Source organism: Phocaeicola plebeius (assembly GCF_003437535.1).
Lineage (GTDB): Bacteria > Bacteroidota > Bacteroidia > Bacteroidales > Bacteroidaceae > Phocaeicola > Phocaeicola plebeius_A.
On record NZ_QSQT01000001.1, the window covers coordinates 187813 to 214177 of the forward strand.

Here is a 26365-nt window from a genome sequence, read left to right on the forward strand (position 1 = left end):
TGTCCGACAGAGGCTTGACCCGGACAATCAGTGCCAACCGGCGCAACGTGCTGCCACTTGCCGGAGAAGTGATACAAGTTCCAAAATATCCTTGTTTATTTGCAGTGTGATTCGGATGTGGGACTGAAAATACACTCCTTCCGCCGGATGTTCGGACAGCAATCCGGGCATCAATCCAAACGGTTGAAAACAGGTGTATGTATTCAGATAGTTTTCCAAGCACACGTCCGTGCGGACGGATAAAAGCATGGACGGTTGGACAAACCGATGAATACCCGCAGGCACAGCCGGATTAAGGAGTGAATAAATAAATGAATGGGAGTGCGTGCGTACGTACTAATGACAATACGCTACCGCCACCGGACAGATGTATAACCAAATAAATTATCAAAAAAATGAAAGAAGCAACTTATGTGGCAATCTCCACGCAGAAAGGTGGAGCGGGTAAGACAACCCTGACAGTGCTTGTAGCAAGCTATCTGCACTATGTGAAAGGCTACAACGTAGCCGTGGTGGACTGCGATTTCCCGCAGTACAGTATCCATGACATGCGCAAGCGTGACATGAAAGCCGTCATGGAGGACGGGCATTACAAGGTGCTGGCGTATGAGCAGCTCAAACGACTGAAGAAGAACCCGTACACCATCAGATGCAGCCGTGCGGAAGATGCGGTAAAGACCGCCGAAAATCTGGTGGCAGCGCAGCCCGACCTCGATTTCGTGTTCTTCGACCTGCCGGGAACAATCAACAATGCCGATGTGGTGCAGACCATTTCCCAAATGGACTATATCTTCACGCCCATCATCGCCGACCGTGTGGTGATGGAGAGTTCCATCAAGTTCGCCACTGTCATCAACGAACAGATGATAAGCACGGGCAAGTCCGGCATCAAAGGGATTTACCTCGTGTGGAACATGGTGGACGGACGCGAAAAGACTGAACTTTACAAGGCATACGACAAGGTCTGTGCCGAGTTCGCCCTGCCCATTCTGGAAACACATCTACCGGACAGTAAGCGCTTCCGCAAGGAGACGGCGGCAGAACGCAAGGCGGTATTCCGCTCCACGGCGTTTCCGGCGGACAAAATACTGGTACGCGGCAGCAACCTCGACAAACTCGTCGATGAGATTCTCGGCATCATCAAAAACTGAACGGCATGGCAAAGAAAACAAGAATCGAGGACATCGACAGCGAAGCCGTAATCAACTCATTTCGACTGGACGATACAAGCATTCCGCCGGAAGCGAGAAGCACGGACGGGAACGCTCCTGTCCCACCTCCGAAAGAAGCGATACAAGAAGCCGTTTCTCCACCCGCCTCGCACTCCAAAGAGGAGCCGGAACGCAGGCGCAGGAACAGCAAGCCGGAAAAATTGGATTATGACATAGTATTCATATGCGGTTCCAATATCACGGCAAGGCTCGGCAAGCAGGTCTATATCCGCAAGGAGTACCACGACCGCATACAGAAGATGCTTCATGTAATCGGAGGCAACGAAGTGACTATCGCGGCATTTCTTGACAACGTGCTGACACACCATTTCACGCTGTTCCAAGACGAGATAGCCGAATCGTTCAAACGGCACATGGAATCCTATAATTTATAAACACTCAAAAACAACAAAGAAGTATGAAAAGAACAAATAAGAACCGTCAGGCTGAGTATCTGCAAACAGGAAAGAGTGAAAGAACCGCTGTCCGTGCAGCAAAGTGTGTAACCGACTACGGGCATGAAAATACCGACGTTGACTTCCGCAAGGATAAAGGCAGAGACAAACCGCTCTCGACTTTCCTGCAAGCATCGGAAATCAAAACGCGGCAATGTATATACATCAGCCGAGAAATTCATGAGAAAGTCGCTATCGTTACCAGTCGGATGGGAAACGGTTTGAGCATCGGCAAGTTTGTGGATAACATCCTCCGCGACCATTTCCGACAATACGGGCAGCAGTACATGGAACAGATTGAAAACGCCCAAAAAGTAAGATTATGACAAAGGCGTTTTTAATCGTATCGGTTGCTTGCAACGTGTGGTTTCTGTTTCTGCTGTTCTATGACCGCATCATGGACATGAAGCTCATCCGTTTCTTCAGACATATTGCCGGGCTGTGGCGGTCATTGGACAGTACGGTGGCAGAGCAAGGAAAGGATAAGGAAATACCTCACGCAGACACCTCGGACATCATTGGCAAGAGCCGTTTCAAGATGGCATCGACCCGGACAACCGCTGCCATACCGACGCAAGAAGCCGCCACTTCGGAAAAAGGCATTGAGCTGTCGGAGGAAGAGGCTACTTTTGACGACGGAAACACGGAAACCGTCTCACGCCCGACACAAGTACCGGAGGACAAACTCGATGAAACCTTCACGAGCATCCCGCCCTCGGAACTGGAGTACGGAGAAGATGAACCGGAGGATGAAGAACCAGACAAAAAGCAGGCTTCGGGAAGTAGCTTCGAGGATATTGACATGGCAGTACACACCATACGGAAGGAATCACCATCCGATGAGGAAATGCGACACGCCGGAAAGGTCATGACGGAACTGGACGGGACAGAGCTTTTCACAAGAATAACGGAACGCCTGACCGATGAAGCAATGAGCGAGAGGATTGCAAAGGCGATGGCAGTTTTCGTGGACACGGTGAACATGACCGTGACACAACAAAAGGAAAAGGTGTTCGTGATTCCCGACAACATCGAGGAGTTCGACTTCCGAAACTATGTATAACAACTAAAAAAGAATGGAAATGAAAACGTAAAATGACGACACCCACGCGCACGGCGGTACAAGGTACAGCCAACCCGCAACGGACAGCCCCAAGTCCGTAGAAACAAACGGGCAACCACTAAAACCAAAGTAAAGTAATCAAGTATCAACCGCCCGAAAAAGGACTATCCACCCTTTGGACGGCACAAAAAAGAACAGTTTATGAACAAGAACATCAGACAAAAGTTAATCATCGCTGCGGCACTTATGATTGCCGCAACCGCCTCCGCTTTCGCACAGGGAAACGGTCTGGCTGGCATCAACGAAGCCACCTCTATGGTGAGTTCGTATTTCGACCCCGGCACGAAATTAATCTACGCCATCGGCGCGGTAGTCGGGCTTATCGGTGGCGTGAAAGTGTACGGAAAATTCTCGTCCGGAGACCCGGACACCTCGAAGACCGCCGCCTCGTGGTTCGGGGCTTGTATCTTCTTGATTGTCGCCGCCACTATCCTGCGCTCATTCTTCCTTTAATAAACAATGTATGGCTGAATACCCGATAAACAAGGGTATCGGCCGTCCGGTCGAGTTCAAGGGTTTGAAGGCTCAGTACCTCTTCATCTTCTGCGGAGGTCTGCTGGCTCTCTTCGTCCTGTTCGTCATCCTCTATATGGTCGGCATCGACCAGTGGATATGTATCGGCTTCGGCGCGGCATCGTCTTCCGTCCTCGTATGGCAGACCTTCGCGCTGAACGCCCGGTACGGCGAACACGGGCTGATGAAATTGGGAGCGGCAAGGAGCCATCCCCGATACCTTATCAACCGACGGCGGATCACCCGATTACTCAAACGGCAACGAAAGGAAGAAACGACATGAGAAATACATCCAAAATGACAACACTGGAAAACAAGTTCCCCCTGCTGGCGGTGGAGCATGGCTGCATCATCTCCAAAGACGCCGACATCACGGTGGCTTTTGAGGTGGAACTGCCGGAGCTTTACACCGTGACGGGCGCAGAGTACGAGGCGATACACGGCTGCTGGTGCAAGGCTATCAAGGTGCTGCCGTACTTCTGCGTCGTGCATAAGCAGGATTGGTTCATCAAGGAGAAATATATGCCGGAGTTACAGAAGGACGACATGAGTTTCTTGAGCCGTTCCTTTGAACGCCACTTCAACGAGCGTCCGTACCTGAAACACTCCTGCTATCTCTACTTGACCAAGACGACGAAAGAACGTAACCGTATGCAGAGCAACTTCAGTACGCTGTGCCGGGGACATATCATCCCGAAGGAGCTGGACAAGGAAACCGCCGGGAAGTTCATGGAGGCCGCCGAACAGTTCGAGCGCATCATGAACGACAGCGGCTTTGTGAGGCTGCGCCGCCTCTCCACCGACGAGATTGTCGGGACGGAGAAGTCCGCCGGGCTGATAGAGCGTTACTTCTCGCTCATGCCCGAAGGCGACACGACCTTGCAGGACATCGACCTCTCGGCAAAAGAAATGCGTATCGGTGACAACCGCCTGTGCCTGCACACCCTCTCCGACGCGGAGGATATGCCAGGAAAGGTGGCTACCGACATCCGCTACGAGAAACTCTCCACCGACCGCTCGGACTGTCGCCTCTCCTTCGCCTCCCCCGTGGGGCTGCTGCTTTCCTGCAACCACATCTATAACCAGTATGTGATTATCGACAACAGCGAGGAAAATTTGCAGAAGTTCGAGAAGTCCGCAAGGAATATGCAGTCGCTATCCCGATACAGCCGGAGCAACAGCATCAACCGCGAGTGGATAGACCAGTACCTGAACGAAGCCCATTCCTACGGGCTGACCTCGGTACGGGCGCACTTCAACGTCATGGCGTGGAGCGATGACGCGGAGGAACTGAAGCATATCAAGAACGATGTGGGCAGCCAGCTGGCAAGCATGGAGTGCGTGCCGCACCACAATACCATCGACTGCCCGACGCTCTACTGGGCGGCGATGCCCGGCAACGCGGCGGACTTCCCGGCGGAAGAGAGTTTCCATACATTCATCGAGCAGGCGGTGTGCCTCTTCACGGAGGAAACCAACTACCGCAGTTCGCTCTCGCCCTTCGGCATCAAGATGGTGGACAGGCTTACGGGAAAACCGTTGCACCTCGACATCAGCGACCTGCCGATGAAGCGGGGTATCACGACCAACCGCAACAAGTTCGTGTTGGGTCCTTCGGGCAGCGGCAAATCCTTTTTTATGAACCACCTCGTGAGGCAATACTACGAGCAGGGTACGCACGTGGTGCTGGTGGACACGGGAAACTCCTATCAGGGCTTGTGCGAGATGATCCGGTGCAAGACAAACGGGGCGGACGGCGTGTACTTCACCTACACGGAGGAGAAACCGATTTCGTTCAACCCGTTCTACACCGATGATTACGTGTTCGACGTGGAGAAAAAGGACAGCATCAAGACATTGCTGCTGACGCTCTGGAAGTCGGAGGACGACAAAGTGACGAAGACGGAGAGCGGCGAACTGGGCAGTGCGGTGAACGCCTATATCGAGCGTATCAGGGCTGACCGGAGCATCGTCCCCTCGTTCAACACCTTCTACGAGTATATGCGCGACGACTACCGCCGCGAACTGGCGGAACGTGAGATAAAGGTGGAGAAGTCCGACTTCAACATCGACAATATGCTCACCACCATGCGGCAGTATTACCGGGACGGACGCTACGACTTCCTGCTCAACTCCACGGAGAACATCGACCTGCTCGGCAAGCGGTTCATCGTCTTCGAGATTGACAGTATAAAGGAAAATCGCGAGCTTTTCCCTGTGGTGACCATCATCATCATGGAAGCCTTCATCAACAAGATGCGCCGATTGAAAGGCGTAAGGAAACAGTTGATAGTGGAAGAGGCTTGGAAGGCTCTATCTTCGGCGAACATGGCTGAGTACCTGCGCTATATGTACAAGACCGTGCGCAAGTATTACGGGGAGGCAATCGTGGTGACGCAGGAGGTGGACGACATCATTTCCTCGCCCGTCGTCAAGGAGAGCATCATCAACAACTCCGACTGCAAGATACTCCTTGACCAGCGGAAGTACATGAACAAGTTTGATGCCATACAGTCCCTGTTGGGTCTGACGGAGAAAGAGAAGTCGCAGATACTCTCCATCAACATGGCGAACAACCCGTCAAGGCTCTACAAGGAAGTGTGGATAGGACTGGGCGGCACGCAGTCGGCAGTCTATGCCACCGAAGTTAGTGCTGAAGAGTATCTGGCGTACACCACCGAAGAAACGGAAAAAGTAGAGGTTTACCGTCTGGCGGAACAGTTGGGCGGCGACATTGAAGCCGTCATCCGGCAGCTTGCCGAAAGGCGGAGAAAAAAGGAATAAATAGAAACAGATTCATCAACTAAAAAAGAAAATGCGTATGAGTATATCAAGAACGAAAATGCTGCAAGTCAGCAAGTGTTTAATCGGGCTGGCGGTCATGGTGCTGCAATCCTGCGACATAACGGACAACCGACGCGACCTGCTTTGCGGAAACTGGGAGAGTGTGGAGGGCAAGCCCGACGTGCTTATCTACAAGGAGGGCGAAGCCTATAAGGTGACGGTATTCAAGCGGAGCGGCATCCGCCGCAAGCTGAAGCCGGAAACCTATCTCTTGCAGGAGGAGAACGGCAATCTGTTCATGAACACCGGATTCCGCATCGACGTGTCCTACAACGAGGCGACGGACATCCTGACCTTCTCGCCGAACGGGGACTACGTGCGTGTGAACCCGAAACCGGACCATCCGATAGGCGAGCAATAAATAATGAAATCCACTAAAATCCAAAGTAACATGAGAACAAGAATAACACTTATTATCTGCCTGTGCCTGTTTGCAGTCGGCAGGGCAAGCGCACAGTGGGCGGTGATAGACCCGTCCAACATCGCGCAGAGCATCGTGAACACCTCGAAGAACGTGGTACACACTTCCACGACCGCCCAGAATATGATAAAAAATTTTCAAGAGACCGTGAAGATTTACGAACAGGGCAAGAAGTATTACGACGCACTCAAATCCGTGAACAATCTGGTAAAGGACGCCCGGAAGGTGCAGCAGACCATTCTGATGGTGGGTGACATCACCGACACCTATGTGACCAGTTTCCAGAAGATGATGCGTGACGACAACTTCACGGTGGAGGAACTGGGAGCCATCGCCTTTGGCTACACCAAGTTATTGGAGGAATCCAACGATGTGCTGACGGAACTGAAGAATGTGGTGAATATCACCACGCTCTCCATGACGGACAAGGAGCGCATGGACGTGGTGGAACGCTGCTACTCCAAAATGAAGCGTTACCGCAACCTCGTGAGCTACTACACCAACAAGAACATTAGCGTGAGTTACCTGCGTGCGAAGAAGAAAAACGACCTTGACCGCATCATGGGGCTGTACGGGAACATGAACGAAAGATATTGGTAGCCTATGAATTTCGACAACCTTCACCAAATTCTGCGCTCGCTCTACGAACAGATGATGCCGCTATGCGGGGACATGGCGGGCGTGGCGAAAGGCATCGCCGGGCTGGGCGCACTCTTTTATGTGGCCTACCGGGTATGGCAGTCGCTGGCGAGAGCCGAACCGATAGACGTGTTCCCTATGCTCCGCCCGTTCGCTATCGGTCTGTGCATCATGTTCTTTCCGACGGTGGTACTGGGTACGATAAACAGCATCATGTCGCCCGTCGTGCAGGGTACGGCAAAGATGCTGGAGGCGGAAACGCTGGACATGAACCGATACCGTGAGCAGAAGGACAAACTGGAGTACGAAGCGATGATGCGCAATCCCGAAACCGCCTACCTCGTGTCAAATGAGGAGTTTGACAAACAACTGGAAGAACTGGGCTGGTCGCCCGGCGACATGGTGACGATGGCGGGGATGTACATCGAGCGCGGGATGTACAACATGAAGAAGGGCATCCGCGACTTCTTCCGCGAGATACTGGAACTGATGTTCCAAGCCGCCGCCCTCGTGATAGACACCATCCGCACGTTCTTCCTCGTGGTGCTGGCGATACTCGGTCCGATAGCCTTCGCCATATCGGTGTGGGACGGCTTCCAAAGCACGCTTACACAGTGGATATGCCGCTACATACAGGTCTATCTGTGGCTGCCCGTGTCGGATATGTTCAGCACCATACTGGCGAAGATACAAGTGCTGATGCTGCAAAGCGACATCGAACGGATGCAGGCTGACCCGAACTTCTCGCTGGATTCGAGCGACGGGGTGTACATCGTCTTCATGATAATCGGCATCATTGGTTACTTCACCATCCCCACGGTAGCAGGCTGGATTATCCAAGCCGGAGGCATGGGAAGCTACGGTCGCAACGTGAACCAGACGGCAGGACGAGCCGGAAGTATGGCGGGCAGCGTGGCGGGCGCAGCCGCAGGAAACGTGGTCGGACGTGTCGGGAAGCTGCTGAAATAATCAACTGACAATTAAAAACGAATAAACAACAATGGAATTTAAGTCACTTAAAAACATCGAATCATCGTTCAGGCAGATACGCCTGTTCGGTATCGTCTTCCTCTCGTTGTGTGCCGTAATAACGGTATGGAGCGTGTGGAGTTCCTACCGCTTCGCGGAGCGGCAACGGGAAAAGATTTACGTGCTGGACAACGGCAAGTCGCTGATGCTGGCTCTCTCGCAAGACTTGTCGCAGAACCGTCCGGCAGAAGCGAGGGAACACGTGCGCCGTTTCCACGAGCTGTTCTTCACGCTCTCACCCGAAAAGAGCGCGATAGAGCATAACGTGAAACGCGCCCTGCTATTAGCGGACAAAAGCGTGTACAACTACTATTCGGACTTTGCCGAGAAGGGGTACTACAACCGCATCATCGCCGGGAACATCAATCAGGTGTTGAAGGTGGACAGCGTGGTGTGCGATTTCAACGGCTATCCCTACCGTGCCGTGACCTACGCCACGCAGAAGATCATCCGGCAGAGCAACGTCACCGAGCGCAGCCTCGTGACTACGTGCCGCCTCTTGAACTCGTCCCGTTCGGACGACAATCCCAACGGTTTCACCATCGAGGGATTCACCATCATCGAGAACAAGGATTTACAAACCATCAAAAGGTAAACGGACATGAAGAAAATCAAAAAATCATTTTGGCGTGCGTACTGGAAGCTCCACGACAAAAAGAAAATGCTGGTGGCAAGGCTCAAAGGCTATCTGGACGGTTTGCCCCCGAAGACACGCAGGCGCATCGTGCTGGCGATGCTCGCCGCCTTTGCGGTGCTTGCCCTCTACACCTTCGGCAAAGCCGTCTATGAAATCGGCAGGAATGACGGCAGCCGGATGGTAACAGACCATGCCGGACAGGTGGAACTGTCCATAAAGCCGGACAACAATCATAATGTAATACCTTATTTATATGGAACAGACGAAGAATGAACCTAAAAACGAGAACAAGGCGGCTCCCGACAACGGGAAACCGAAGAAGGAGCGCAAGCCGCTGACCGAAGCCCAAAGGCTGAAACGTCAGAAAATGATAGTGCTGCCCGCTATAGTGCTGGTATTCATCGGTGCTATGTGGCTGATATTCGCCCCGTCTTCCGACAAGGAGCAGCAACCGGGAACGGGTGGTTACAACATCGAAATGCCCGACGCTGACAAGGCGAACCGCCAGATCATCGGCGACAAGGCGAAAGCCTACGAACAGGGAGCAATGGAGGAACGGCAGGAGAACCGCAGCCGCGCCATGCAGGAACTGGGCGATATGTTCGACCGCGAGGTGGCGGAAACGGACGGCGGCAGGGACTTCGACCTTGCTAATCCCGGAAATGCGGAAGATGCAACAGCAAAATCATCCGCTCCGAAAACCATCCAATCCTCCGCAGCTGCCTACCGCGACCTCAATACCACGCTCGGCAACTTCTATGAGCAGCCGAAGAACGACAACGCGGAAATGGACGAACTGTTAGAGCGTATCGCCTCGCTGGAATCGGAACTGGAAACCGAGAAAGGCAAGGCATCCGCTATGGATGACCAAGTGGCACTCATGGAGAAGTCCTATGAACTGGCGGCGAAGTACATGGGCGGGCAGAACGGCACACAGCCACCTGTCGGACAGGCGGCAGAGCCTTACCCCGTGCAGAAAGCCGGAAAGAACACGGCTGCACCTGTCAGGCAGGTAACGCATCAGGTGGTATCTTCGCTCTCACAGCCGATGAGCAACGCTGAGTTTGTCGCCTCCTTCTCGCAGGAGCGCAACCGCAGTTTCAATACGGCGGTGGGTGTCACGACTGTATCGGACAGGAACACCATATCGGCGTGTGTCTATGGGGCGCAGAGTGTGACTGACGGGCAGGCGGTAAGATTACGGCTGCTGGAGCCGATGGCAGTGGCGGACAAAATCATACCCCGCAATGCAGTGGTGGTAGGCACGGCAAAGATTCAGGGCGAACGACTCGATATTGAAATTACTTCGCTGGAGTACGCAGGTACGATTATCCCGGTAGAACTGGCGGTGTATGACACGGACGGACAGCCCGGCATCTTCATTCCAAACTCGATGGAGATGAACGCCGTCAGGGAGGTTGCCGCCAACATGGGCGGCTCGCTGGGCAGCAGCATTAATATCTCCACCAACGCAGGGGCGCAGCTCGCCTCCGACTTGGGCAAGGGGCTGATACAAGGCACGAGCCAGTATATCGCCAAGAAGATGCGTACCGTCAAGGTGCATCTGAAATCCGGATACAAGGTCATGCTATATCAGGACAGAGATTGAAAACAATAACAATCAACGACTAAAAAAACAACAACCAAATTTTTATTTACCACTAAAATCCAAAGTAGAATGAAAAAAGTAATCATCATGTTTGCCCTCGCTATGGGCATCATAACTGCCAACGCGCAGGAGAACGTAACCGTTGGAGAGAACAACGGAAGTGAACCGACGAACGAAGCGAGAGCAGAGACAAGCTCGCTTGACTATGCCTCGCAAGGAGGAGGAAGGCAAAGCCAACAACCGACCTTGACAAAGGAGGTCTATCCGCAGAAGGAGGCGGACGGCGATCTGTATCACGGGCTGACAAAGAAGCTGACCTTCGACCGCATGGTTCCCCCGCACGGATTGGAAGTGACCTACGACAAGACCGTCCACGTCATTTTCCCCTCGGAGGTGCGCTACGTCGATTTAGGCTCGCCCGACCTGATTGCGGGTAAAGCCGACGGAGCGGAGAACGTCATCCGCGTGAAAGCTACCGTGCGTAACTTCCCGAACGAAACCAATATGTCGGTAATCACGGAGGACGGGAGTTTCTATACTTTTAACGTGAAGTACGCCTCCGAACCGCTGCTTCTCAACGTGGAGATGTGCGACTTCATCCATGACGGCGAGAAGGTGAACCGCCCGAACAACGCGCAGGAAATCTACCTGAAGGAACTGGGCAGCGAAAGCCCGATGCTGGTGCGCCTTATCATGAAGTCCATCCACAAGCAGAACAAGCGTGAGGTGAAGCACATCGGCTGCAAGCGATTCGGCATCCAGTACCTGCTGAAAGGTATCTACACGCATAATGGGTTACTCTATTTCCACACGGAGATAAAGAACCAGAGCAACGTGCCTTTCGATGTGGACTACATCACATGGAAAATCGTGGACAAGAAGGTGGCGAAGCGTACCGCCGTGCAGGAGCAGATTATCCTGCCGCTCCGTGCGCAGAATTACGCCACACTCGTGCCGGGCAAGAAGAGCGAGCGCACGGTATTCACGATGGCGAAGTTCACCATTCCCGACGACAAATGCCTCGTGGTGGAACTCAACGAGAAGAACGGGGGGCGTCACCAGTCTTTCGTGATTGAAAACGAGGACTTGGTACGTGCCAATACCATCAACGAACTTCAAGTGCGCTGACCATGAGAAAGTACATCGCAATAATCATCGTGTCGCTTGCCCTGTTCACGGGGCAGGCGCACGCCCAGCGATGCCTGCCGAAGATGCAGGGCATCGAATTGAGAGCTAACCTTGTGGACGGTATGCGTTTAAGTGGCAACAATGGCGGTTACAGTTTCGGGGCGGCTCTCTCCACCTACACGAAGAACGGTAACAAGTGGGTGTTCGGTGGCGAATACCTCTTGAAGAACAACCCGTACAAGGATACCGCCATACCTGTGGCGCAGTTCACGGCGGAGGGCGGTTATTATTTCAAGATACTCTCCGACGCCCGTAAAATAGTGTTCGTCTATGCGGGGGCTTCGGCTCTCGCCGGATATGAGTCGGTGAATTGGGGCGAGAAAGTGCTGCATGACGGCTCCACGCTCCATGACCGGGACGCCTTCATCTACGGCGGTGCGCTGACGCTCGATGTGGAGTTTTACGTGGCTGACCGTATCGCCCTGCTCGCCAACCTCCGGGAGCGCCTGCTGTGGGGTGGCGACACACGGAAGTTCCATACGCAGTTCGGGGCGGGCGTCAAGATAATCATCAACTGACACGTCGCATGGAACGGACGGACATTGAGAATATGAGGCAGATACCCATTGCGGACTTTCTCGCACGGCTGGGACATGAGCCTGTCCGAAGGAGCGGAAACGAGCTGTGGTATCGTGCGCCATACCGCAGTGAACGCACGCCCTCCTTCCGTGTGAACGTGGCGAAACAGCTCTGGTACGACTTCGGCTTGGGCAAGGGCGGCGACATCTTCACGCTTGTCGGGGAGTTTACCCGAAGCGGGGATTTCATGGCGCAGGCGAGATTCATAGCGGAAACCGCCCGTATGCCGCTTGCCGCAGCAGAAAAGCCGTTGTACCTGCCGGAACCGTCCGAACCTGCCTTTGAGGGAGTGGAAGCCGTCCCGCTGCTCCGCTCTCCGCTGACGGAGTATTTGAAGGAAAGAGGCATCCCTTATGCCGTTGCATCCCGCCACTGCTGCCGCCTGAACTACGGCGTGCGTGGTAAGCGGTACTTTGCCGTCGGCTTTCCGAACGTGTCGGGCGGCTATGAAACCCGAAGCCGCCGTTTCAAGGGTTGCGTACCACCAAAGGACGTGTCGCTGGTCAAGGCGGGGGACATCCCGGCGGACGTGTGCAGCGTGTTCGAGGGCTTTATGGACTTCCTGTCCGCCGTCACGCTCGGTTTGGCAACGGGTGACTGCCTTGTGCTGAACTCCGTCGCCAACGTGGAAAAGGCTTTGAAACATCTGGACGGGTACGAGCGCATCGACTGTTACCTCGACCGAGACGAAGCCGGACGCAGGGCAATGGAAGCCCTGCGGACACGCTACGGAGGAAAGGTGACAGACCGTTCCGGCATCTATCAAGGCTGCAAGGACTTGAACGAGTACCTGCAACAAGTATCAAGAAAACAACAAAAGAACAACAATCTAAAAATCAAAGAATAATGAACATACTGAACAACAAGAACAAGAGAACATCAATCTTCAAGGCGTTGGCACTCTGCCTGTTCGCCGCAGTGTCATTCACATTCGTATCGTGCGACGACGATATGGACATCCAGCAATCCTATCCCTTCACGGTGGAAACCATGCCCGTGCCGAACAAGGTCACAAAGGGGCAGACGGTGGAAATCCGCTGTGAGCTGAAGAAAACGGGCGATTTCGCCAATACCCTCTATACCATCCGGTATTTCCAGTTCGAGGGTGAGGGCACACTGAAAATGGACAACGGCATCACTTTCCTGCCCAATGACCGCTACCTGCTCGAAAACGAGAAGTTCCGGCTGTACTACACGGCGCAAGGTGACGAGGCGCACAACTTCATCGTGGTAGTGGAGGACAATTTCGGCAACTCCTATGAGTTGGAATTTGACTTCAACAACCGAAACGTGAAGGATGACGGGGTTATCACTGTTGTCCCCATCGGGAACTTCAAGCCCTTTACACGATGATGCGTGTATTCATGGCTATCCTCTGTTCGCTTCTGGCGGTCTGTTCCGTGTCCGCACGGAACAGACGCCATGAGGGAACGGACGGGCAGGCGGCTATCTACCGGCTGCCACCATTTGAGAGGGCGGTGCGATGCACGAAGTATTTTGAGGGCTGGCATTCGGAAAAACATCACCCGTATGTAGGATATGGACATCGGTTGCAGCCGGGGGAAAGGTATTCGGCACGCACCATGACGAAGCGGCAGGCGGACGCGCTTCTGCGAAAAGACCTGCGGAAGTTCTGCGCGATGTTCCAGCAGTTCGGGAAGGATTCGCTTCTGCTTGCCACGCTCGCCTACAATGTCGGTCCGTACCGTCTTTTGGGGAGTGGGAAGATACCCAAAAGCACGCTAATCCGAAAGCTGGAGGCGGGTGACAGGAACATCTACCGGGAGTATATCGCTTTCTGTAACTATAAGGGGAAACGCCACGCCATGCTGCTCAAACGAAGGAAGGCTGAGTTTGCGCTGCTGTATGTACCATAAAGAATAAGTGTCTGACGAAAGAAACTCCGATGAAGCCGCCAACTTCATCGGAGTTTCAGTTTTCATACATTCGGGATTGTCCCTTTGCCTGCAACCTCACCGTCCCTGCAATGCTCTATGATACCGGGTGAAAATCCCATGCTGCCGATTGCGATATGCCGGATATAGTCTGTATATTCCTGACCTTGAAAATTCCTGCCCGTAAGGTTCTTGAAAACCATCTTTATGCTTATGCCGTCGTTGCTGTACAAGATGGTTTTTCCGTTCTGTCTGATTGTTTCCATGATTAAAACTTGTTTTTGTGAATACTATCGTAGATTGGTACAAAGGTTTCTTTGCCTACTTTCTTATCCGCCATCATGCTCATGAAAGAAAGTAGGCGGCTTTTGCCGCCCACCCCTCAAAAGCGGGTGTAAAGTCCCGTTACCATCGTGAACATTTCCTCCAGCATATCGCAATATATCCCCTCGTGCGTTTCAATGTCCTTCGTCCTGCTCTCGAATGTCTTTTTGCTGAACGTCTTGCGGTAGAAACGCATATTGTATAGGTCTGCCCCTCCGTCATAGATGATGTCAAGGCGGTTGGCACTGGTCTTGTTCCTCGCAAGGCTCATGCGCAAGCCGTTGCCCATGTCTGTGAAGTCTTTGCTTCCCGTCATGGCGGCAAAGCGTCTGCCGCCAATCTGCTCTAAAATTGTCTTTGCTATCATATCCGTTGTCTTTTAGGTTTATGGTTCGGGCGGTGCGGACACCGCCCCAATGTTCAAAATTCTGTTTTCTCGGTTATGGGTGTGCATTTTTCCAGCCACTCTTTCAGACATTCCATGCTATACTCGCTCGTGATGACTGCCGTATGGCTGTCAATGGCAGTGAAACGGCTGCTTTCATAGCTGTCTATCCACCCCTTTAGGGTATCAACTCCCCACGCTTCGGCATCGTCAAAGATGCCGTCCAATGCCGTAATGGGTTCGCTGAATTTGACTATCAGCGTTTGGTAGCCTGCTTCGTTCATCGCTTCTCCTCCTTCCTTTCCTTTGCCGTTAGCCACTTGTCCCGTGCGGCTCGACATTCGTCTAATGTGGGTTTGACACAAGAGAAAAGTTCCCCGTCCGTGTGGCGGTAGTCGTATTGCACAAGGGTGCGTTTGCGTCTGTCGATACCCGTTTGGAATTTCTCGTAGTTCTCCGTTCCTGCCGATTGGCAGGTGCTTACTCCGTTAATTGTCATTTTGTTGCCATAGTCGTTGTTATTTAGATGATTAGAAATGTACAGACAGCACTCTGTGTTGCATCACCATTTCGGGGTCGCTCGTGTAGCGTTGGTGCAGGTAGAAATGATGAGAGCCGAAGCCGTAAAGGAAGAACTTGTCAAGTTCGTGTTTCTCGGCAAAGTCCTTGACGCTCGCCCTTAATTGCTCCTCACTCTGACAAAGAGTGAGGAGGTTCATAAATTCAAGGAACATCGTGGGGATTTTATCATCCCATAGGAAAACCATGCTTTCAAATCTTACTTCCATAATGTTAGTTGTTAGATGTCGATATTATGCCGCTTTCATCCGCTGGCGGATAAGGTTGGCGTTCTTGTTCACAAGGGCGATGATGCGGTCGTGGTATTCGGAGTTCTCGTTGCATACGCCACGACACTGCACCACCTCAAAAGTTTTTAGTGACACCTCTATCGTTTCAATTCGTTTTCCGTCAATGGTGGCGGATAGGATAAGGGAGTCTTTTCGTTTGTGGTAACCGCCCACACAATGGTGCATCGTCCTTCCTTCCTCTGCCATTTCTTCCACGCTCTCTATGACTTTGACGCAAATAAGGCTGTCGGTAAAGGCAAGTCCGAAGAATATGCCCTTAGCTTTCAGATATTGTTTCTCGTCCTCAATCGCTTTCCTGCGTTGCTGTTCAGTCCGCTCATGTTTCCTTTGCAGGTTGCGCTTTGCCACCAACTTGTCGTGTTCAACTTTGAGGTCGGCAGGGCAAACGTATTTCGGGCTGTTTGTGTCCTTGCCGAAATGACGCAGGAGGTCTATGGTGTCACGCCACATTGAGCCGTCCTCAATAGTATAGCCGTTGCGGATACATATCTTGATTGAAGCCCAATACTCTCCAATATTGAAAGAGTGGTACAGATAGTAGCGCAACATGGGATATTGCCCTGCCTTCAACAGCGTTTCCGCACGGCTGTCCGACAATAATGCCGGTATTAGTTTGGTGGGTACAATGTCGTGGAAATTGCCGTTAAAGCCGTTTCTGCGGAGCGTCGGCAACACCTTATATCTTGGATATATCGGGGAATATGAGATATGGCGGTACGCTTCATTGTCATTGCGGATAGCAAAAGGAGAAGCGAATGAGAACGTGTCGATGTAGCATCCCAATGTGCGTGGAATGGCAACAACAGCCTTACGCCCTTGTTCATTCCACCAATACTGCCCGATTTCAAGGGCATAGGACTTGGCATTAACCCCTTTCTCCATACCCACGACAAGCAAGAACATTCGTAGCACTTGGTATTCTCCGCTTGTGGTAAGGGTTGTGAAATACTGCTTTTGTCTTACCTTGCGCTGATAGGTGAGGCAGACTTTCAAACTTGCTCCACATTCGGGACACGTACAATGCTCGGTCTGCTCCGTCATTACCCAACTATGACCGCAATCCATACAAGTGGTACGACCTTTCGGCAAGCGGTGTGCATAATGCTCCACGCAATTACGGAATGCCCAATTTATCTGTATCGGGGTTATCGGGCGTAGTTTCTTGCTTTGGGCAAGAACTGCTTTTTCAAATTTGTTTCTCGGTTTCATAAGCCAAAATCAAATAATGAGGGTTGAACTTGGGTTTCTGTTTTCGCCTTTGTCGGCTTGGTGCGGTTCTGCAACTTGCGGAGTTCCTCGTCTTGGTATCTGCGGACTGCCTGCTGACGTGCTTCTGCTTTTTCCTCTGCCGTGAGTTCCACAATGTGGTTCACCGCCACTTGGCATTGGATAGGCTTGCCCACCTCAATCTCGTTCTCGTCATAGTAGTGTACTGCTTGTCCGTATATCTCTCCGTCCGTGAAGCCGTTACAACCGCTTTTCTGCACATAGTTCAGAATGTAGGTTACGCAATCGTCAATGTTCTTGGCTGGATTGCGGTAGTTCTTCGCAAAGAGCGTGTCTTCCTCCGCACGTTGTTCCAAATACATCTGTATCGTTCTCTTGAAATGGTCTGTTCCTTTCATATCGCTGTCGTTTTTATGAGTTGTCAAATAGTATGTTTCAAAATCTCCCTCCAATAAATCGGCTCAACCTCGCTCAATAGGAAGTCTATAAAGTCCTTCCGTGCGTCCTTGTTCAGTTCGTGGTAGAGTCCACGGAACACGGACATATTGCCGTTGAGGTATGTTTCCACCATGTACTCGAAGATGTTGCCCACCTCGTAGTATCTGCATTGTTGCTCCACTGTCTTGCTTCTTCTCTTTGCCATGTCGGTAGGGATTAAAGGGTGAATAACCAAAGAATGAAGCCGAAGAACAGGATAACGGAAAGAATAGCCACGATTACCCCTATTGCCACTCGGAACACTCCGTTTATTATCTCTCTGACGATGTACCAAAGGATGCCGGACACCCAAAAGGCGGTGCGCATGATTAGGGTGCATATCGCAAGCCCTATGTATTGCGCCATTTGTCTGAAATTTACCGTTGCTGTCATAGCCGTATCATTTGTTAAGTTCCACGATGCTGTCTATCCTGCCGTATAGGAAACTGCGGAGTGCGGTCTTGTCGGTAGCCTTGTATTCCGCCCAATGTCCATACTGCTTTACAATGTAGGTTCGGAGAATGTCGGAAAAGTCAAACATCCAACCTTGCAAGGGTACTGCGCTCTTGAAATAGGTGTTGCTGTTCACGTTGCGTGTAAGCCAATCCTTTTCCTCTCGGCTCAATTTCTCACCATTGTTCAGTTTGGTGCGAAGTCCGTACACCTTGCTGCCTTGCAGGTTCTCCAAACTTGGTACTTCCCATGCCACGAATTTTGTTGCTATTGCCGTTCTCATATCCGTTTTGTTTTTGATTTTTTGTTTTTTAATGCGGATTCAAGAGCTGAGGGAGTTGAGTTTCAAACTATCTTATCTGCTTCTCGTTTATCCGACATTTTTTTTAATGCGTCTTTCTGTCGCATCGGTCGTTTTCGTTTCGGGTGCTTAAAAAGGTAGGGATTAGGGAATGCAAGGTTTTTCGGAAAAATACTACCCGAAAGGCTGGAGATTTTTCCAGAAAACAGGAGGCTTGACCTTGCTTTCCCGTACAATCCCGGAGTTACCTTTGCACCCAGCACGAAAATGACTGCCTGATGCGGCTCACTGAAAGGCGCGAAAATGGAGGTAAACGGAAGTGGAGGCAGATTAGACAGGAAAACTTCAAAAGAGAAATCCGTGAAAAAGACATCCCCAACAGAAAAGAACATAGCCGGTAGCGTGAAACCGAGCAAACCATCGGCAAGGAAGTATGTTTTTATCTGTTTGGCCAAACGTGTTTGGTCGGATGGATAAAATCATTCTTCCCGGTTTGTCTGCCGTGAGTGACGGCTTGTTCCATTTATGGAATGTGCGGTCATACACGGCTTTCCGCTTCCGGCTCAAAAGGACAACGAAAAAAGAAAAATCGTCAAAACCCCGTAAAAGCACCTCTTTGGCATAAGCACAAAAGAAAGGGGCCTTGTCTCATCAGTCTAAACTATTGTTTAGGCGTGAGGCAAAGCCCTTTTCTCCGCTTATGCGGCAGTCGGCACACGTTCGTTCAAAATCTTTTTGGGCGATGGTGTGCTGACGGATAAAATCGCTTTTACGGAAAAACTTGTGTGAGAAGAAAAAATCAGGAGATTCATTTCTAAATCTCCCGTTTTATTGTTACTTTTGCATACGAAGAGTTCTTTGAAGGTTACGCAACGCACAGAAGAATAATGCAGTAGATAACTAACTAATTCGTAACCTATTACTATTATGAGCGATTACCCAATGCTCATTTCCAATAAATTACACTCTTTTCGTAACTTCTATCTGCAAAAGTAATAAAGATAGATAAACTTATCTTATTTTTTTCCTGTCTTCTTCAGCAGATAGCTGAGGCTTTCTTTGAAGGTTTCTGAACCGCATATCCACATCAGTCCTCCATAGAGTATGGCTGTAACGGTTATCTTGGTAAGGATGAGCAGATAGATGTCAGTTATATGCCCAGTGATAAAGTAGGCCGCAGCTATGGCAAGTAGAGCTATACCAGCATACGGAACTACATCTTTTAGTGCGGCCCATAGAGAAAGTTTTATCTCACGGAACACAAAATAATGCCATACAAACAGCCATCCGATATTAATAGCCACATAGACTGTCAGCATGTTTTTCAGTCCGTACGGGCTGAGTATCAGCATGGCAATCAATTGCAGGATGCCCAATGTGATGGTATTCCACATGAAGATATTGGATTTCCCTTTGCTGATAATAAGGTTTGAATAGAGGGCTGTAATGGGGATAAATGCGCCACCTATTGCAAGTATTTGCAGGATATGTGCGCTTGGTAGCCATTTGGCTGTGATGGTAATCGTAATCAGTTCTGGAGCGATGAACGATAATCCCAACATGGAAGGAAAAGCAATGAAGGCTGTGAATCGGAGCATTTTGCGGAAAACGCGCTGCTGGCGTGTCTGGTCGCTTCCTACCTGATTGAACATGGGCTGTGCCACACTGCCTACCATGCTGCTGATAAAGGAGTGCCCCATGTAGTTCCATTTGTTGGCTTGGTTAAATTGTCCAACTTCTTTTTCGGAATAGTATTTCCCTAAAATGATGGAAAACAAGTTATTGTTGATATGATTGAAGATATTGGTTATCATCAGTTTGGCACTGAAGTTTACCATCCCTTTCAGAGGTTTGAAACTGAATTTCAGGGTGGGTCTCCAGGGTGAAAAACTCCACAGGCAGATGTTCAGGACGCTGATGTAGACAATGCTTTGTGTTGCAATGCTCCAGTAAGAACATCCCAAGCAGGCCATAATGATTCCTACGATGCCTGAAACGGCTAGTCCGCTGATGCTGGCAATGGTTTTTTGTTTGACCATCAGGTTGCGGAACAAATAAGCGTTCTGTGAAATGCCCAGGCTGGAAATAACAAAGCCTAAAAAAGCATATCGAGCCAGAGGAATCAGATTTTCATTGTCGTAGAAATCGGCTATCAGTGGGGCACAGAAAAACAAGATGAGGTAGAGTGTGACACTTATGGCGCTGCTGAACCAGAATACAGCGTTGTAATCTTCGTGGCGGATTTCTTTCTTGTTGGCAAGTGCCGAAGTGAATCCGCTTTCCTGAAGAGATGCTGCAATGAGAGAAAAGATACTCAGCATACCTATCATACCGTAATCGGTATCATTCAGAATGCGTGAAGTCACGATTCCGAATATCAGGTTCAAGAGCTGCATAGCACCGTTATTGATGCCACTCCAAAACAAGCCTTTCGCCGTTTTTTCTTTAAGTGACTCTGCCATATTTGAGGATTGTGTGGAGTTTATGAGGAAAAGAAAATTGAGAATGGCGGGATTCTCTTATCCGCTCATTCTCAATTTCTTTAATTATTTAAAGTAGATTATTTTACTTCGCTTCCTGGTTTTACTTCGTTCAAAGTAGTGGTAACGGACAATGAACCGTCAAAGTTTTCTGCGCTGAGAATCATACCTTCGCTCACCAGGCCGTTTTTGAACTGACGAGGAGCTAAGTTGGCGATAAACAGCACTTGCTTGCCTACCAAGTCTTCCGGTTTGTAATGCTGAGCAATACCGCTGACAATGGTACGGTTTTCCAGTCCGTCGGCAATCTTGAATTTCAGCAGCTTCTTCATCTTAGGTACATTTTCGCATTCCAATACAGTACCTACACGGATGTCGAGTTTCTCAAATTCTTCGAAAGCAATGGTCGGTTTAATCGGATTAGCCTTGTAATTGGCTGCTTCGTTGGCCTTCTTGGTAGCCAGCAATTTATCTACCTGTGCCTGAATAACGTCGTCTTCAATCTTTTCGAACAACAGTTCAGGCTTGTTCAGCTGATGGCCTTCTGCCAGCAAGTCTGTACGTCCCAGCTGTTCCCAGTCGAAGCTTTCCATGTTCAGCATCTTGCGCAGTTTTTCAGAACTGAACGGCAGGAACGGTTCAAAAGCAATGGCCAGGTTGGCAACCAACTGCAATGAAATGTTCAGGATGGTAGCCACACGTGCCATGTCGGTTTTAGCCAGTTTCCATGGTTCTGTATCTGCCAGGTATTTGTTTCCGATGCGGGCCAGGTTCATGGCTTCTTTCTGTGCGTCGCGGAATTTGAACACGTTCAGCAGTTTTTCTACTTCTTCTTTTACGTCGGCAAATTCCTTCAGTGTTTCACGGTCGTAGTCGTTCAATTCACCACAAGCCGGAACCTTTCCATCGAAATATTTGTGAGTCAGCACCAGGGCACGGTTTACGAAGTTACCGTATACTGCTACCAGTTCGTTGTTGTTACGAGCCTGGAAATCTTTCCATGTAAAGTCGTTGTCCTTAGTTTCCGGAGCGTTAGCAGTCAGCACGTAGCGCAATACATCCTGTTTGCCAGGGAAATCCTGCAGGTACTCGTGCAACCATACTGCCCAGTTGCGTGAAGTTGAAATCTTGTCACCTTCCAGGTTCAGGAACTCGTTAGAAGGCACGTTGTCCGGAAGAATGTAGCTTCCTTCTGCCTTCAACATGGCCGGGAATACGATACAGTGGAACACGATGTTATCTTTTCCAATGAAATGAATCAGGCGTGTTTCAGGGTCTTTCCACCATTTCTCCCATGAATCGGGCAACAGCTCTTTTGTATTAGAGATATAGCCGATAGGTGCATCGAACCATACATACAATACTTTTCCTTCTGCACCTTCTACCGGAACCGGAATACCCCAGTCAAGGTCGCGGCTCACGGCACGAGGCTGCAGCCCCATATCCAGCCAGCTCTTGCACTGTCCGTACACATTCGGACGCCATTCCTTGTGGTCTTCCAGAATCCATTTGCGCAACCAGCCTTCGTGTTTGTCAAGTGGCAAATACCAGTGTTTGGTTTCCTTCATGACAGGCTGGCTTCCGCTGATGGCACTTTTCGGGTTAATCAGTTCTGTGGGAGAAAGTGTACTTCCACATTTTTCACACTGGTCACCGTAAGCACCTTCTGCATGGCAGCGAGGGCATTCTCCCGTAATGTAACGGTCAGCTAAGAATGTGTGAGCTTCCTCGTCATAATATTGCATGGAAGTTTTTTCGATAAACTCATGCTTGTCATACAATTTACGGAAAAAGTCAGATGCTAACTGATGGTGAGTAGGTGAAGAGGTACGTCCGTACACATCGAATGAAATACCGAATTCTTTAAAAGAATCCTTAATGAGGGTGTGATAACGGTCCACAATATCCTGTGGGGTTACACCTTCTTTTTTAGCGCGGATAGTGATGGGCACTCCATGTTCATCCGAACCTCCGATAAAGAGCACGTCTTCTTTTTTCAGGCGCAGATAGCGCACGTAAATATCGGCCGGCACATAAACCCCTGCCAGATGGCCGATATGGACCGGACCGTTGGCGTATGGCAGAGCCGATGTAACGGTCGTCCGTTTAAAGTTCTTTTCCATATACGTATATAGTTTATTCTAAGTTGCAACCTTACGATGTGCAAAGATACGATTTATTTGGAAATTATTCTTTTTTGAGGCGTACGAAGCGAATTTTTCGGGATGGGTTTAAGATATATTGGTTTCAAAACTTTGAAGGTAGAATCCGGTGAATGTGTTTATAAGAATTTATGGAGTAGTCGAAATCTTTTTGTAACCTTATTGTGCCATAGTTTTAATTAACCTGCAATCATTGTGCAATGCCCCCCTCATACTTTTGCACAGAAATTTTATTCTATTAACAGGTTATGAAAAAAGTAATTAGATTGTTTTGTTTAATTGTCTGTATGACAGGATTTTTTACGAATTCTGCTCAGGCTAAAATTTTTGAAGATGATTGGGTTCAAGGTCTTGTTGTCGACCAAAATGGAGAGGCCGTAATCGGTGCCAGTATTTTTGAGAAGGGAACTCAAAATGGAACGGTAACGGATGTGGATGGAAAGTTCAGATTAGATGTACAGAGCTATGAACATACGCTGGAAATATCTTATATCGGTTATACCACACAGCGTATAAAACCGAAAAAGGGAGATAATCTGCATATTGTATTGGTTGAGGATTCTAAAACAATGGATGAGGTTGTGGTAGTAGGTTATCAGACCATGCGTAAAACAGATGTGGTGGGAGCTGTTTCCAGCATCAAGTCAAAAGAGTTAAACGTAACTACACCTACAGTTGGGCAAAGTTTGGTCGGAAAGGTCTCTGGTGTACAGATTGCTCAGGTAAGTGGTGCACCTTATCAGAGTACAAAAATACGTGTACGTGGTGTGGCCTCTATTAATGCGAGCTCTGACCCGTTATATGTTATAGATGGTTATCCTTCCAATGAAGATTTGATGTTGAGTCCTGAAGATATCGAGTCTATTGAAGTCTTGAAGGATGCAGCCTCGGCAGCTATTTATGGTTCACGTGCAGCTGGTGGTGTTGTGTTGATTACAACTAAGCGTGGAAAAGAGGGAAAAGCGAAGGTAAACTATAATTTTCAGTTTAGTGTAAATCAGCTGGCCAAAAAAGTGAAATTATTGAATTCTGCACAATTTGCAGATTTGGTTGTTGATGGACGTAATAATGCATATAAAAATTTCATGGTTAATGCAGGAAAAGCATGGGATGATGCTTACTTTAGTGATACGAATGATGTACGTGCACAGCGTTTAGGTTCTAGTAATAGTGCAGCTATGATTCCAGAATTTTTATATGATTTTGAGAATCAGCGTGTAATCACACCGGAATATGATACAGACTGGCAAGATGAGTTGTATCGTAATGCTCCTTCACAGCGTCATCATATCTCTGTAAATGGGGGTACAGATAAAATTCGTTATGAAGTTAGTGCAGCTTATCAGAATCAGGAAGGTATTATTCTTTCTACGGGACAACGTCGCCTGAATTTACGTGGAAACTTAGATATACAAGTAAGCTCTAAGTTTAAGGTAGGAGCTAATTTTTCCAATACATCTAACTGGAATCGAGAAGTGGAAGAAGGGCGTTTTGATCATGGACCGATTCTTGGGGCTTTGATTTATGCACCGATTTTCCGTTGCTATGATGAAAATGGTCAATTGGTAAAAGGTGAGATGACAAGTTATTCAAGTAATTATGGATTCCAGCAGATTGAGAATCCGGTAGCATTAGCTACGGAAACAAAAATCAGAAGAAACGGAGTACGTAATACATATAATTTGACAGCAAGTTATGAACCGTTGAAAGATTTATTCTTGAAGGCAAATTTAGGAATGTATAATTATAGTGAAAAATACGAGTTTTATCGTCCTACCAGTTTATCATCCGGGGCAAATTTACCAGGAACAGATCAGGCCAAAGCTGCGGCTAATTCTATAGCAAGAACTTCTTTGCAATCAGATTATTTGGCTGAATTTACAGCAAACTATAATAAGAGCTGGAATCAGGTACATAATTTCAGTGGTGTTGCAGGTTATTCTATTCAAAAAAATATGTATGATATTTTGGGAGTAAAAGCTACTGGTTATCAGGATGATCATATTACAGAAGTGACAGGTCATGGTGCTGATCCTAGTGATATTACATTAAATAGTACTTCAAAATCAAACTGGACAATGATTTCTTATTTTACACGTTTGAATTACAATTTTGCAAATAAGTACTATTTAACTGCTTCATTCCGAGGTGATGCTTCTTCTTTGTTTGGCCCTGAAAATCGTTGGGGATACTTCCCATCAATCTCTGCGGCTTGGACTGTTTCAAATGAAGATTTTTATAAAGCTGCTTTTGGTGATAGTTCTTCATTGAAAGTGAGAGCAAGTTGGGGTATGAGTGGAAATAACAATATTGGTAATTATCAATATGCTGCAGTAATGAATTCTCCATCTGGGACTGTGATTGGAAATGGAACGATTGTATCAGCTATGTATCCAGGTGGAGTAAAAGATAATGCGATTGGCTGGGAGTCAACTTCTCAATATAACGTAGGTGTGGATTTGGGCTTGTTTAATAATCGTTTGGCGATTTCTGCCAACTATTATTTGAGTCATACTCAAGATTTGTTGTTCGAGCAGCCTGTATCTGCAATTTCTGGTGCAACTTCTATGCTCACAAATCTTCCGAATTCTAAGATTCGTAATACGGGATGTGATATTCAAGTAGATGGTAGAGTATTGAGTGGAAAAGATTATAGTTTTAATATTAGTGGTAACATTTCTGTTAACCGTAATAAAGTATTGGAATTAGATGGTGGCAATACCATTATTACTAATGGTGCAGAACGTTCTTATAAAACTCATATTACAATGGAGGGACAGCCTATTGGAATGTTTTATGGGTTTAAGGTAATTGGAATGGTTACAGAAGCAGATATGGCTGGAATTCAGGCCGATGATGCTGTTTATAAAGCAAATGGAAATAAATTCCCTGAAGGATATAAATTAAAAGGTCCGGCTCGTTCATTGTCACAATCTATTGCGCTCCAACCGGGCGACATTTATTTTGAAGATGTAAATGGAGATGGGGTTGTAGATGACAATGATAAAACAGTGATTGGTAATCCTCATCCGAAATTTACTTATGGACTAAACCTGAGTGGAAGTTATAAAGATTTTGATATGAGTGCTTCTTTCAATGGCTCATACGGAAATAAAGTATTGGATGGACAAGATTACTATTTATTTAATATGGAAGGTTCTGGTAATCAATATGTGGAAGCAGACCAGCGTTATCGTGATGTAGAAAATCCAGGAAATGGTTGGGTTTATAAAGCATCTCGTGGAGGAACACAGAGTAATAGTACTCGTTTGTCTACTTTCTATTTGCAGGATGGTTCGTTTTTCAGATGTACAAACATTAGCGTAGGTTATACATTCTCCAATGTAAAGAATTGGTCAAAAGGAGTAATTAGCAACTTACGAGTATATGTGGCAGCTGATAATTTGTTTACTATTAGCAAATATAAGGGATACAATCCAGAGGTAGATTATAATGACGGTGCGAATTTGACTCCGGGGGTAGATTATGGAAAATATCCATTGGTGAGAGCATATAATATGGGACTTCAATTAACATTCTAAGA

33 protein-coding genes are annotated in these 26365 nt (G+C 48.8%); 19 read left to right on the plus strand and 14 right to left on the minus strand.

The window, feature by feature from the left end; genetic code table 11:
* Positions 1-27 precede the first annotated feature (27 nt).
* Entirely contained in the window at positions 28-225 is a 198-nt protein-coding gene (locus DXD04_RS17030) for a hypothetical protein (protein ID WP_431849728.1), read from the minus strand.
* Between the two features lie 170 nt (positions 226-395).
* Here DXD04_RS17030 and DXD04_RS00725 point away from each other — a divergent pair, with 170 nt between their 5' ends.
* The 18 genes from DXD04_RS00725 to DXD04_RS00810 all read left to right on the plus strand — a co-directional run bounded on the left by DXD04_RS00725 (position 396) and on the right by DXD04_RS00810 (position 14125).
* A complete protein-coding gene (locus tag DXD04_RS00725; protein WP_005643916.1) occupies positions 396-1151 on the plus strand; it encodes a ParA family protein in 756 nt (251 codons plus the stop codon).
* A gap of 5 nt (positions 1152-1156) precedes the next feature.
* The gene (locus DXD04_RS00730; RefSeq protein ID WP_117670053.1) at positions 1157-1606 is read left to right on the plus strand and encodes a DUF3408 domain-containing protein; all 450 of its coding nucleotides are present in this window, start codon (positions 1157-1159) and stop codon (positions 1604-1606) included.
* On the plus strand, positions 1603-1992 hold the full coding sequence (locus DXD04_RS00735) for a DUF3408 domain-containing protein (protein ID WP_299338276.1): 390 nt from the start codon (positions 1603-1605) through the stop codon (positions 1990-1992). The genes DXD04_RS00730 and DXD04_RS00735 overlap by 4 nt, the downstream gene beginning before the upstream one ends.
* Positions 1989-2729: a hypothetical protein gene (locus DXD04_RS00740; RefSeq protein WP_032595736.1), complete on the plus strand. Its 741-nt coding sequence runs from the start codon at positions 1989-1991 to the stop codon at positions 2727-2729. The genes DXD04_RS00735 and DXD04_RS00740 overlap by 4 nt, the downstream gene beginning before the upstream one ends.
* 201 nt (positions 2730-2930) lie before the next feature.
* Positions 2931-3242: a DUF4134 domain-containing protein gene (locus tag DXD04_RS00745; protein ID WP_004311205.1), complete on the plus strand. Its 312-nt coding sequence runs from the start codon at positions 2931-2933 to the stop codon at positions 3240-3242.
* A 10-nt stretch (positions 3243-3252) separates the two neighbouring features.
* Entirely contained in the window at positions 3253-3585 is a 333-nt protein-coding gene (locus DXD04_RS00750; protein WP_004311206.1) for a DUF4133 domain-containing protein, read from the plus strand.
* A complete protein-coding gene (locus DXD04_RS00755) occupies positions 3582-6086 on the plus strand; it encodes a TraG family conjugative transposon ATPase (protein WP_005827325.1) in 2505 nt (834 codons plus the stop codon). The genes DXD04_RS00750 and DXD04_RS00755 overlap by 4 nt, the downstream gene beginning before the upstream one ends.
* Positions 6087-6123: 37 nt before the next feature.
* Positions 6124-6507 (plus strand): DUF3876 domain-containing protein, encoded by a 384-nt coding sequence (locus DXD04_RS00760; protein ID WP_004308928.1) that lies wholly within the window; start codon positions 6124-6126, stop codon positions 6505-6507.
* Between the two features lie 30 nt (positions 6508-6537).
* Positions 6538-7167, plus strand: coding sequence for a DUF4141 domain-containing protein (locus DXD04_RS00765; RefSeq protein ID WP_004308927.1), 630 nt, complete (start codon positions 6538-6540; stop codon positions 7165-7167).
* A gap of 3 nt (positions 7168-7170) precedes the next feature.
* Positions 7171-8175: a conjugative transposon protein TraJ gene (gene traJ, locus DXD04_RS00770; RefSeq protein ID WP_004308926.1), complete on the plus strand. Its 1005-nt coding sequence runs from the start codon at positions 7171-7173 to the stop codon at positions 8173-8175.
* Positions 8176-8206: 31 nt separating this feature from the next.
* A complete protein-coding gene (gene traK, locus DXD04_RS00775) occupies positions 8207-8830 on the plus strand; it encodes a conjugative transposon protein TraK (protein ID WP_004308925.1) in 624 nt (207 codons plus the stop codon).
* A 6-nt stretch (positions 8831-8836) separates the two neighbouring features.
* Complete coding sequence (locus DXD04_RS00780) at positions 8837-9145, plus strand: TraL conjugative transposon family protein (protein ID WP_004308924.1); 309 nt, start codon at positions 8837-8839, stop codon at positions 9143-9145.
* On the plus strand, positions 9126-10481 hold the full coding sequence (gene traM / locus DXD04_RS00785; protein WP_032595739.1) for a conjugative transposon protein TraM: 1356 nt from the start codon (positions 9126-9128) through the stop codon (positions 10479-10481). The genes DXD04_RS00780 and traM overlap by 20 nt, the downstream gene beginning before the upstream one ends.
* A gap of 69 nt (positions 10482-10550) precedes the next feature.
* Positions 10551-11609 carry a conjugative transposon protein TraN gene (traN, locus tag DXD04_RS00790; RefSeq protein ID WP_032588475.1) on the plus strand — a complete coding sequence of 353 codons (1059 nt, stop codon included), beginning with the start codon at positions 10551-10553 and terminating at the stop codon, positions 11607-11609.
* A gap of 2 nt (positions 11610-11611) precedes the next feature.
* Complete coding sequence (locus DXD04_RS00795) at positions 11612-12187, plus strand: conjugal transfer protein TraO (RefSeq protein WP_032588474.1); 576 nt, start codon at positions 11612-11614, stop codon at positions 12185-12187.
* 8 nt (positions 12188-12195) lie between these two features.
* Positions 12196-13095: a toprim domain-containing protein gene (locus DXD04_RS00800; RefSeq protein ID WP_004310298.1), complete on the plus strand. Its 900-nt coding sequence runs from the start codon at positions 12196-12198 to the stop codon at positions 13093-13095.
* Positions 13095-13601, plus strand: a complete 507-nt coding sequence (locus DXD04_RS00805; protein ID WP_032595742.1) for a DUF3872 domain-containing protein — start codon at positions 13095-13097, stop codon at positions 13599-13601. Before DXD04_RS00800 ends, DXD04_RS00805 begins: the two co-directional genes overlap by 1 nt.
* Positions 13598-14125, plus strand: coding sequence for a glycoside hydrolase family protein (locus DXD04_RS00810; protein ID WP_005827312.1), 528 nt, complete (start codon positions 13598-13600; stop codon positions 14123-14125). Before DXD04_RS00805 ends, DXD04_RS00810 begins: the two co-directional genes overlap by 4 nt.
* 62 nt (positions 14126-14187) lie before the next feature.
* Here DXD04_RS00810 and DXD04_RS00815 read toward each other — a convergent pair whose 3' ends face one another.
* The 13 genes from DXD04_RS00815 to metG all read right to left on the minus strand — a co-directional run bounded on the left by DXD04_RS00815 (position 14188) and on the right by metG (position 22782).
* Complete coding sequence (locus tag DXD04_RS00815; protein ID WP_004310300.1) at positions 14188-14409, minus strand: DUF7688 family protein; 222 nt, start codon at positions 14407-14409, stop codon at positions 14188-14190.
* A 116-nt stretch (positions 14410-14525) separates the two neighbouring features.
* Positions 14526-14834, minus strand: a complete 309-nt coding sequence (locus tag DXD04_RS00820; RefSeq protein ID WP_004310301.1) for a hypothetical protein — start codon at positions 14832-14834, stop codon at positions 14526-14528.
* 53 nt (positions 14835-14887) lie between these two features.
* Positions 14888-15193, minus strand: coding sequence for a DUF6956 domain-containing protein (locus DXD04_RS00825; RefSeq protein ID WP_004310302.1), 306 nt, complete (start codon positions 15191-15193; stop codon positions 14888-14890).
* Positions 15133-15351, minus strand: a complete 219-nt coding sequence (locus tag DXD04_RS00830) for a DUF3873 domain-containing protein (protein WP_008770680.1) — start codon at positions 15349-15351, stop codon at positions 15133-15135. The genes DXD04_RS00825 and DXD04_RS00830 overlap by 61 nt, the downstream gene beginning before the upstream one ends.
* Before the next feature lie 31 nt (positions 15352-15382).
* A complete protein-coding gene (locus tag DXD04_RS00835; RefSeq protein WP_005827305.1) occupies positions 15383-15640 on the minus strand; it encodes a hypothetical protein in 258 nt (85 codons plus the stop codon).
* 24 nt (positions 15641-15664) lie between these two features.
* On the minus strand, positions 15665-16930 hold the full coding sequence (locus DXD04_RS00840; protein WP_004310303.1) for a PcfJ domain-containing protein: 1266 nt from the start codon (positions 16928-16930) through the stop codon (positions 15665-15667).
* Positions 16927-17346, minus strand: a complete 420-nt coding sequence (locus DXD04_RS00845) for a PcfK-like family protein (RefSeq protein WP_004310304.1) — start codon at positions 17344-17346, stop codon at positions 16927-16929. The genes DXD04_RS00840 and DXD04_RS00845 overlap by 4 nt, the downstream gene beginning before the upstream one ends.
* Positions 17347-17369: 23 nt before the next feature.
* Complete coding sequence (locus DXD04_RS00850; protein ID WP_008019901.1) at positions 17370-17591, minus strand: hypothetical protein; 222 nt, start codon at positions 17589-17591, stop codon at positions 17370-17372.
* Positions 17592-17602: 11 nt separating this feature from the next.
* Positions 17603-17818: a hypothetical protein gene (locus DXD04_RS00855; protein ID WP_005643957.1), complete on the minus strand. Its 216-nt coding sequence runs from the start codon at positions 17816-17818 to the stop codon at positions 17603-17605.
* A 7-nt stretch (positions 17819-17825) separates the two neighbouring features.
* Complete coding sequence (locus DXD04_RS00860) at positions 17826-18161, minus strand: hypothetical protein (RefSeq protein ID WP_004310306.1); 336 nt, start codon at positions 18159-18161, stop codon at positions 17826-17828.
* 62 nt (positions 18162-18223) lie between these two features.
* A complete protein-coding gene (locus DXD04_RS16630) occupies positions 18224-18634 on the minus strand; it encodes a hypothetical protein (RefSeq protein ID WP_032588465.1) in 411 nt (136 codons plus the stop codon).
* Between the two features lie 561 nt (positions 18635-19195).
* A complete protein-coding gene (locus tag DXD04_RS00875; RefSeq protein ID WP_117670055.1) occupies positions 19196-20641 on the minus strand; it encodes a lipopolysaccharide biosynthesis protein in 1446 nt (481 codons plus the stop codon).
* A gap of 98 nt (positions 20642-20739) precedes the next feature.
* Entirely contained in the window at positions 20740-22782 is a 2043-nt protein-coding gene (metG, locus tag DXD04_RS00880) for a methionine--tRNA ligase (protein WP_022054295.1), read from the minus strand.
* Between the two features lie 287 nt (positions 22783-23069).
* Here metG and DXD04_RS00885 point away from each other — a divergent pair, with 287 nt between their 5' ends.
* The gene (locus tag DXD04_RS00885; RefSeq protein ID WP_270530458.1) at positions 23070-26363 is read left to right on the plus strand and encodes a SusC/RagA family TonB-linked outer membrane protein; all 3294 of its coding nucleotides are present in this window, start codon (positions 23070-23072) and stop codon (positions 26361-26363) included.
* Positions 26364-26365: the final 2 nt, after the last annotated feature.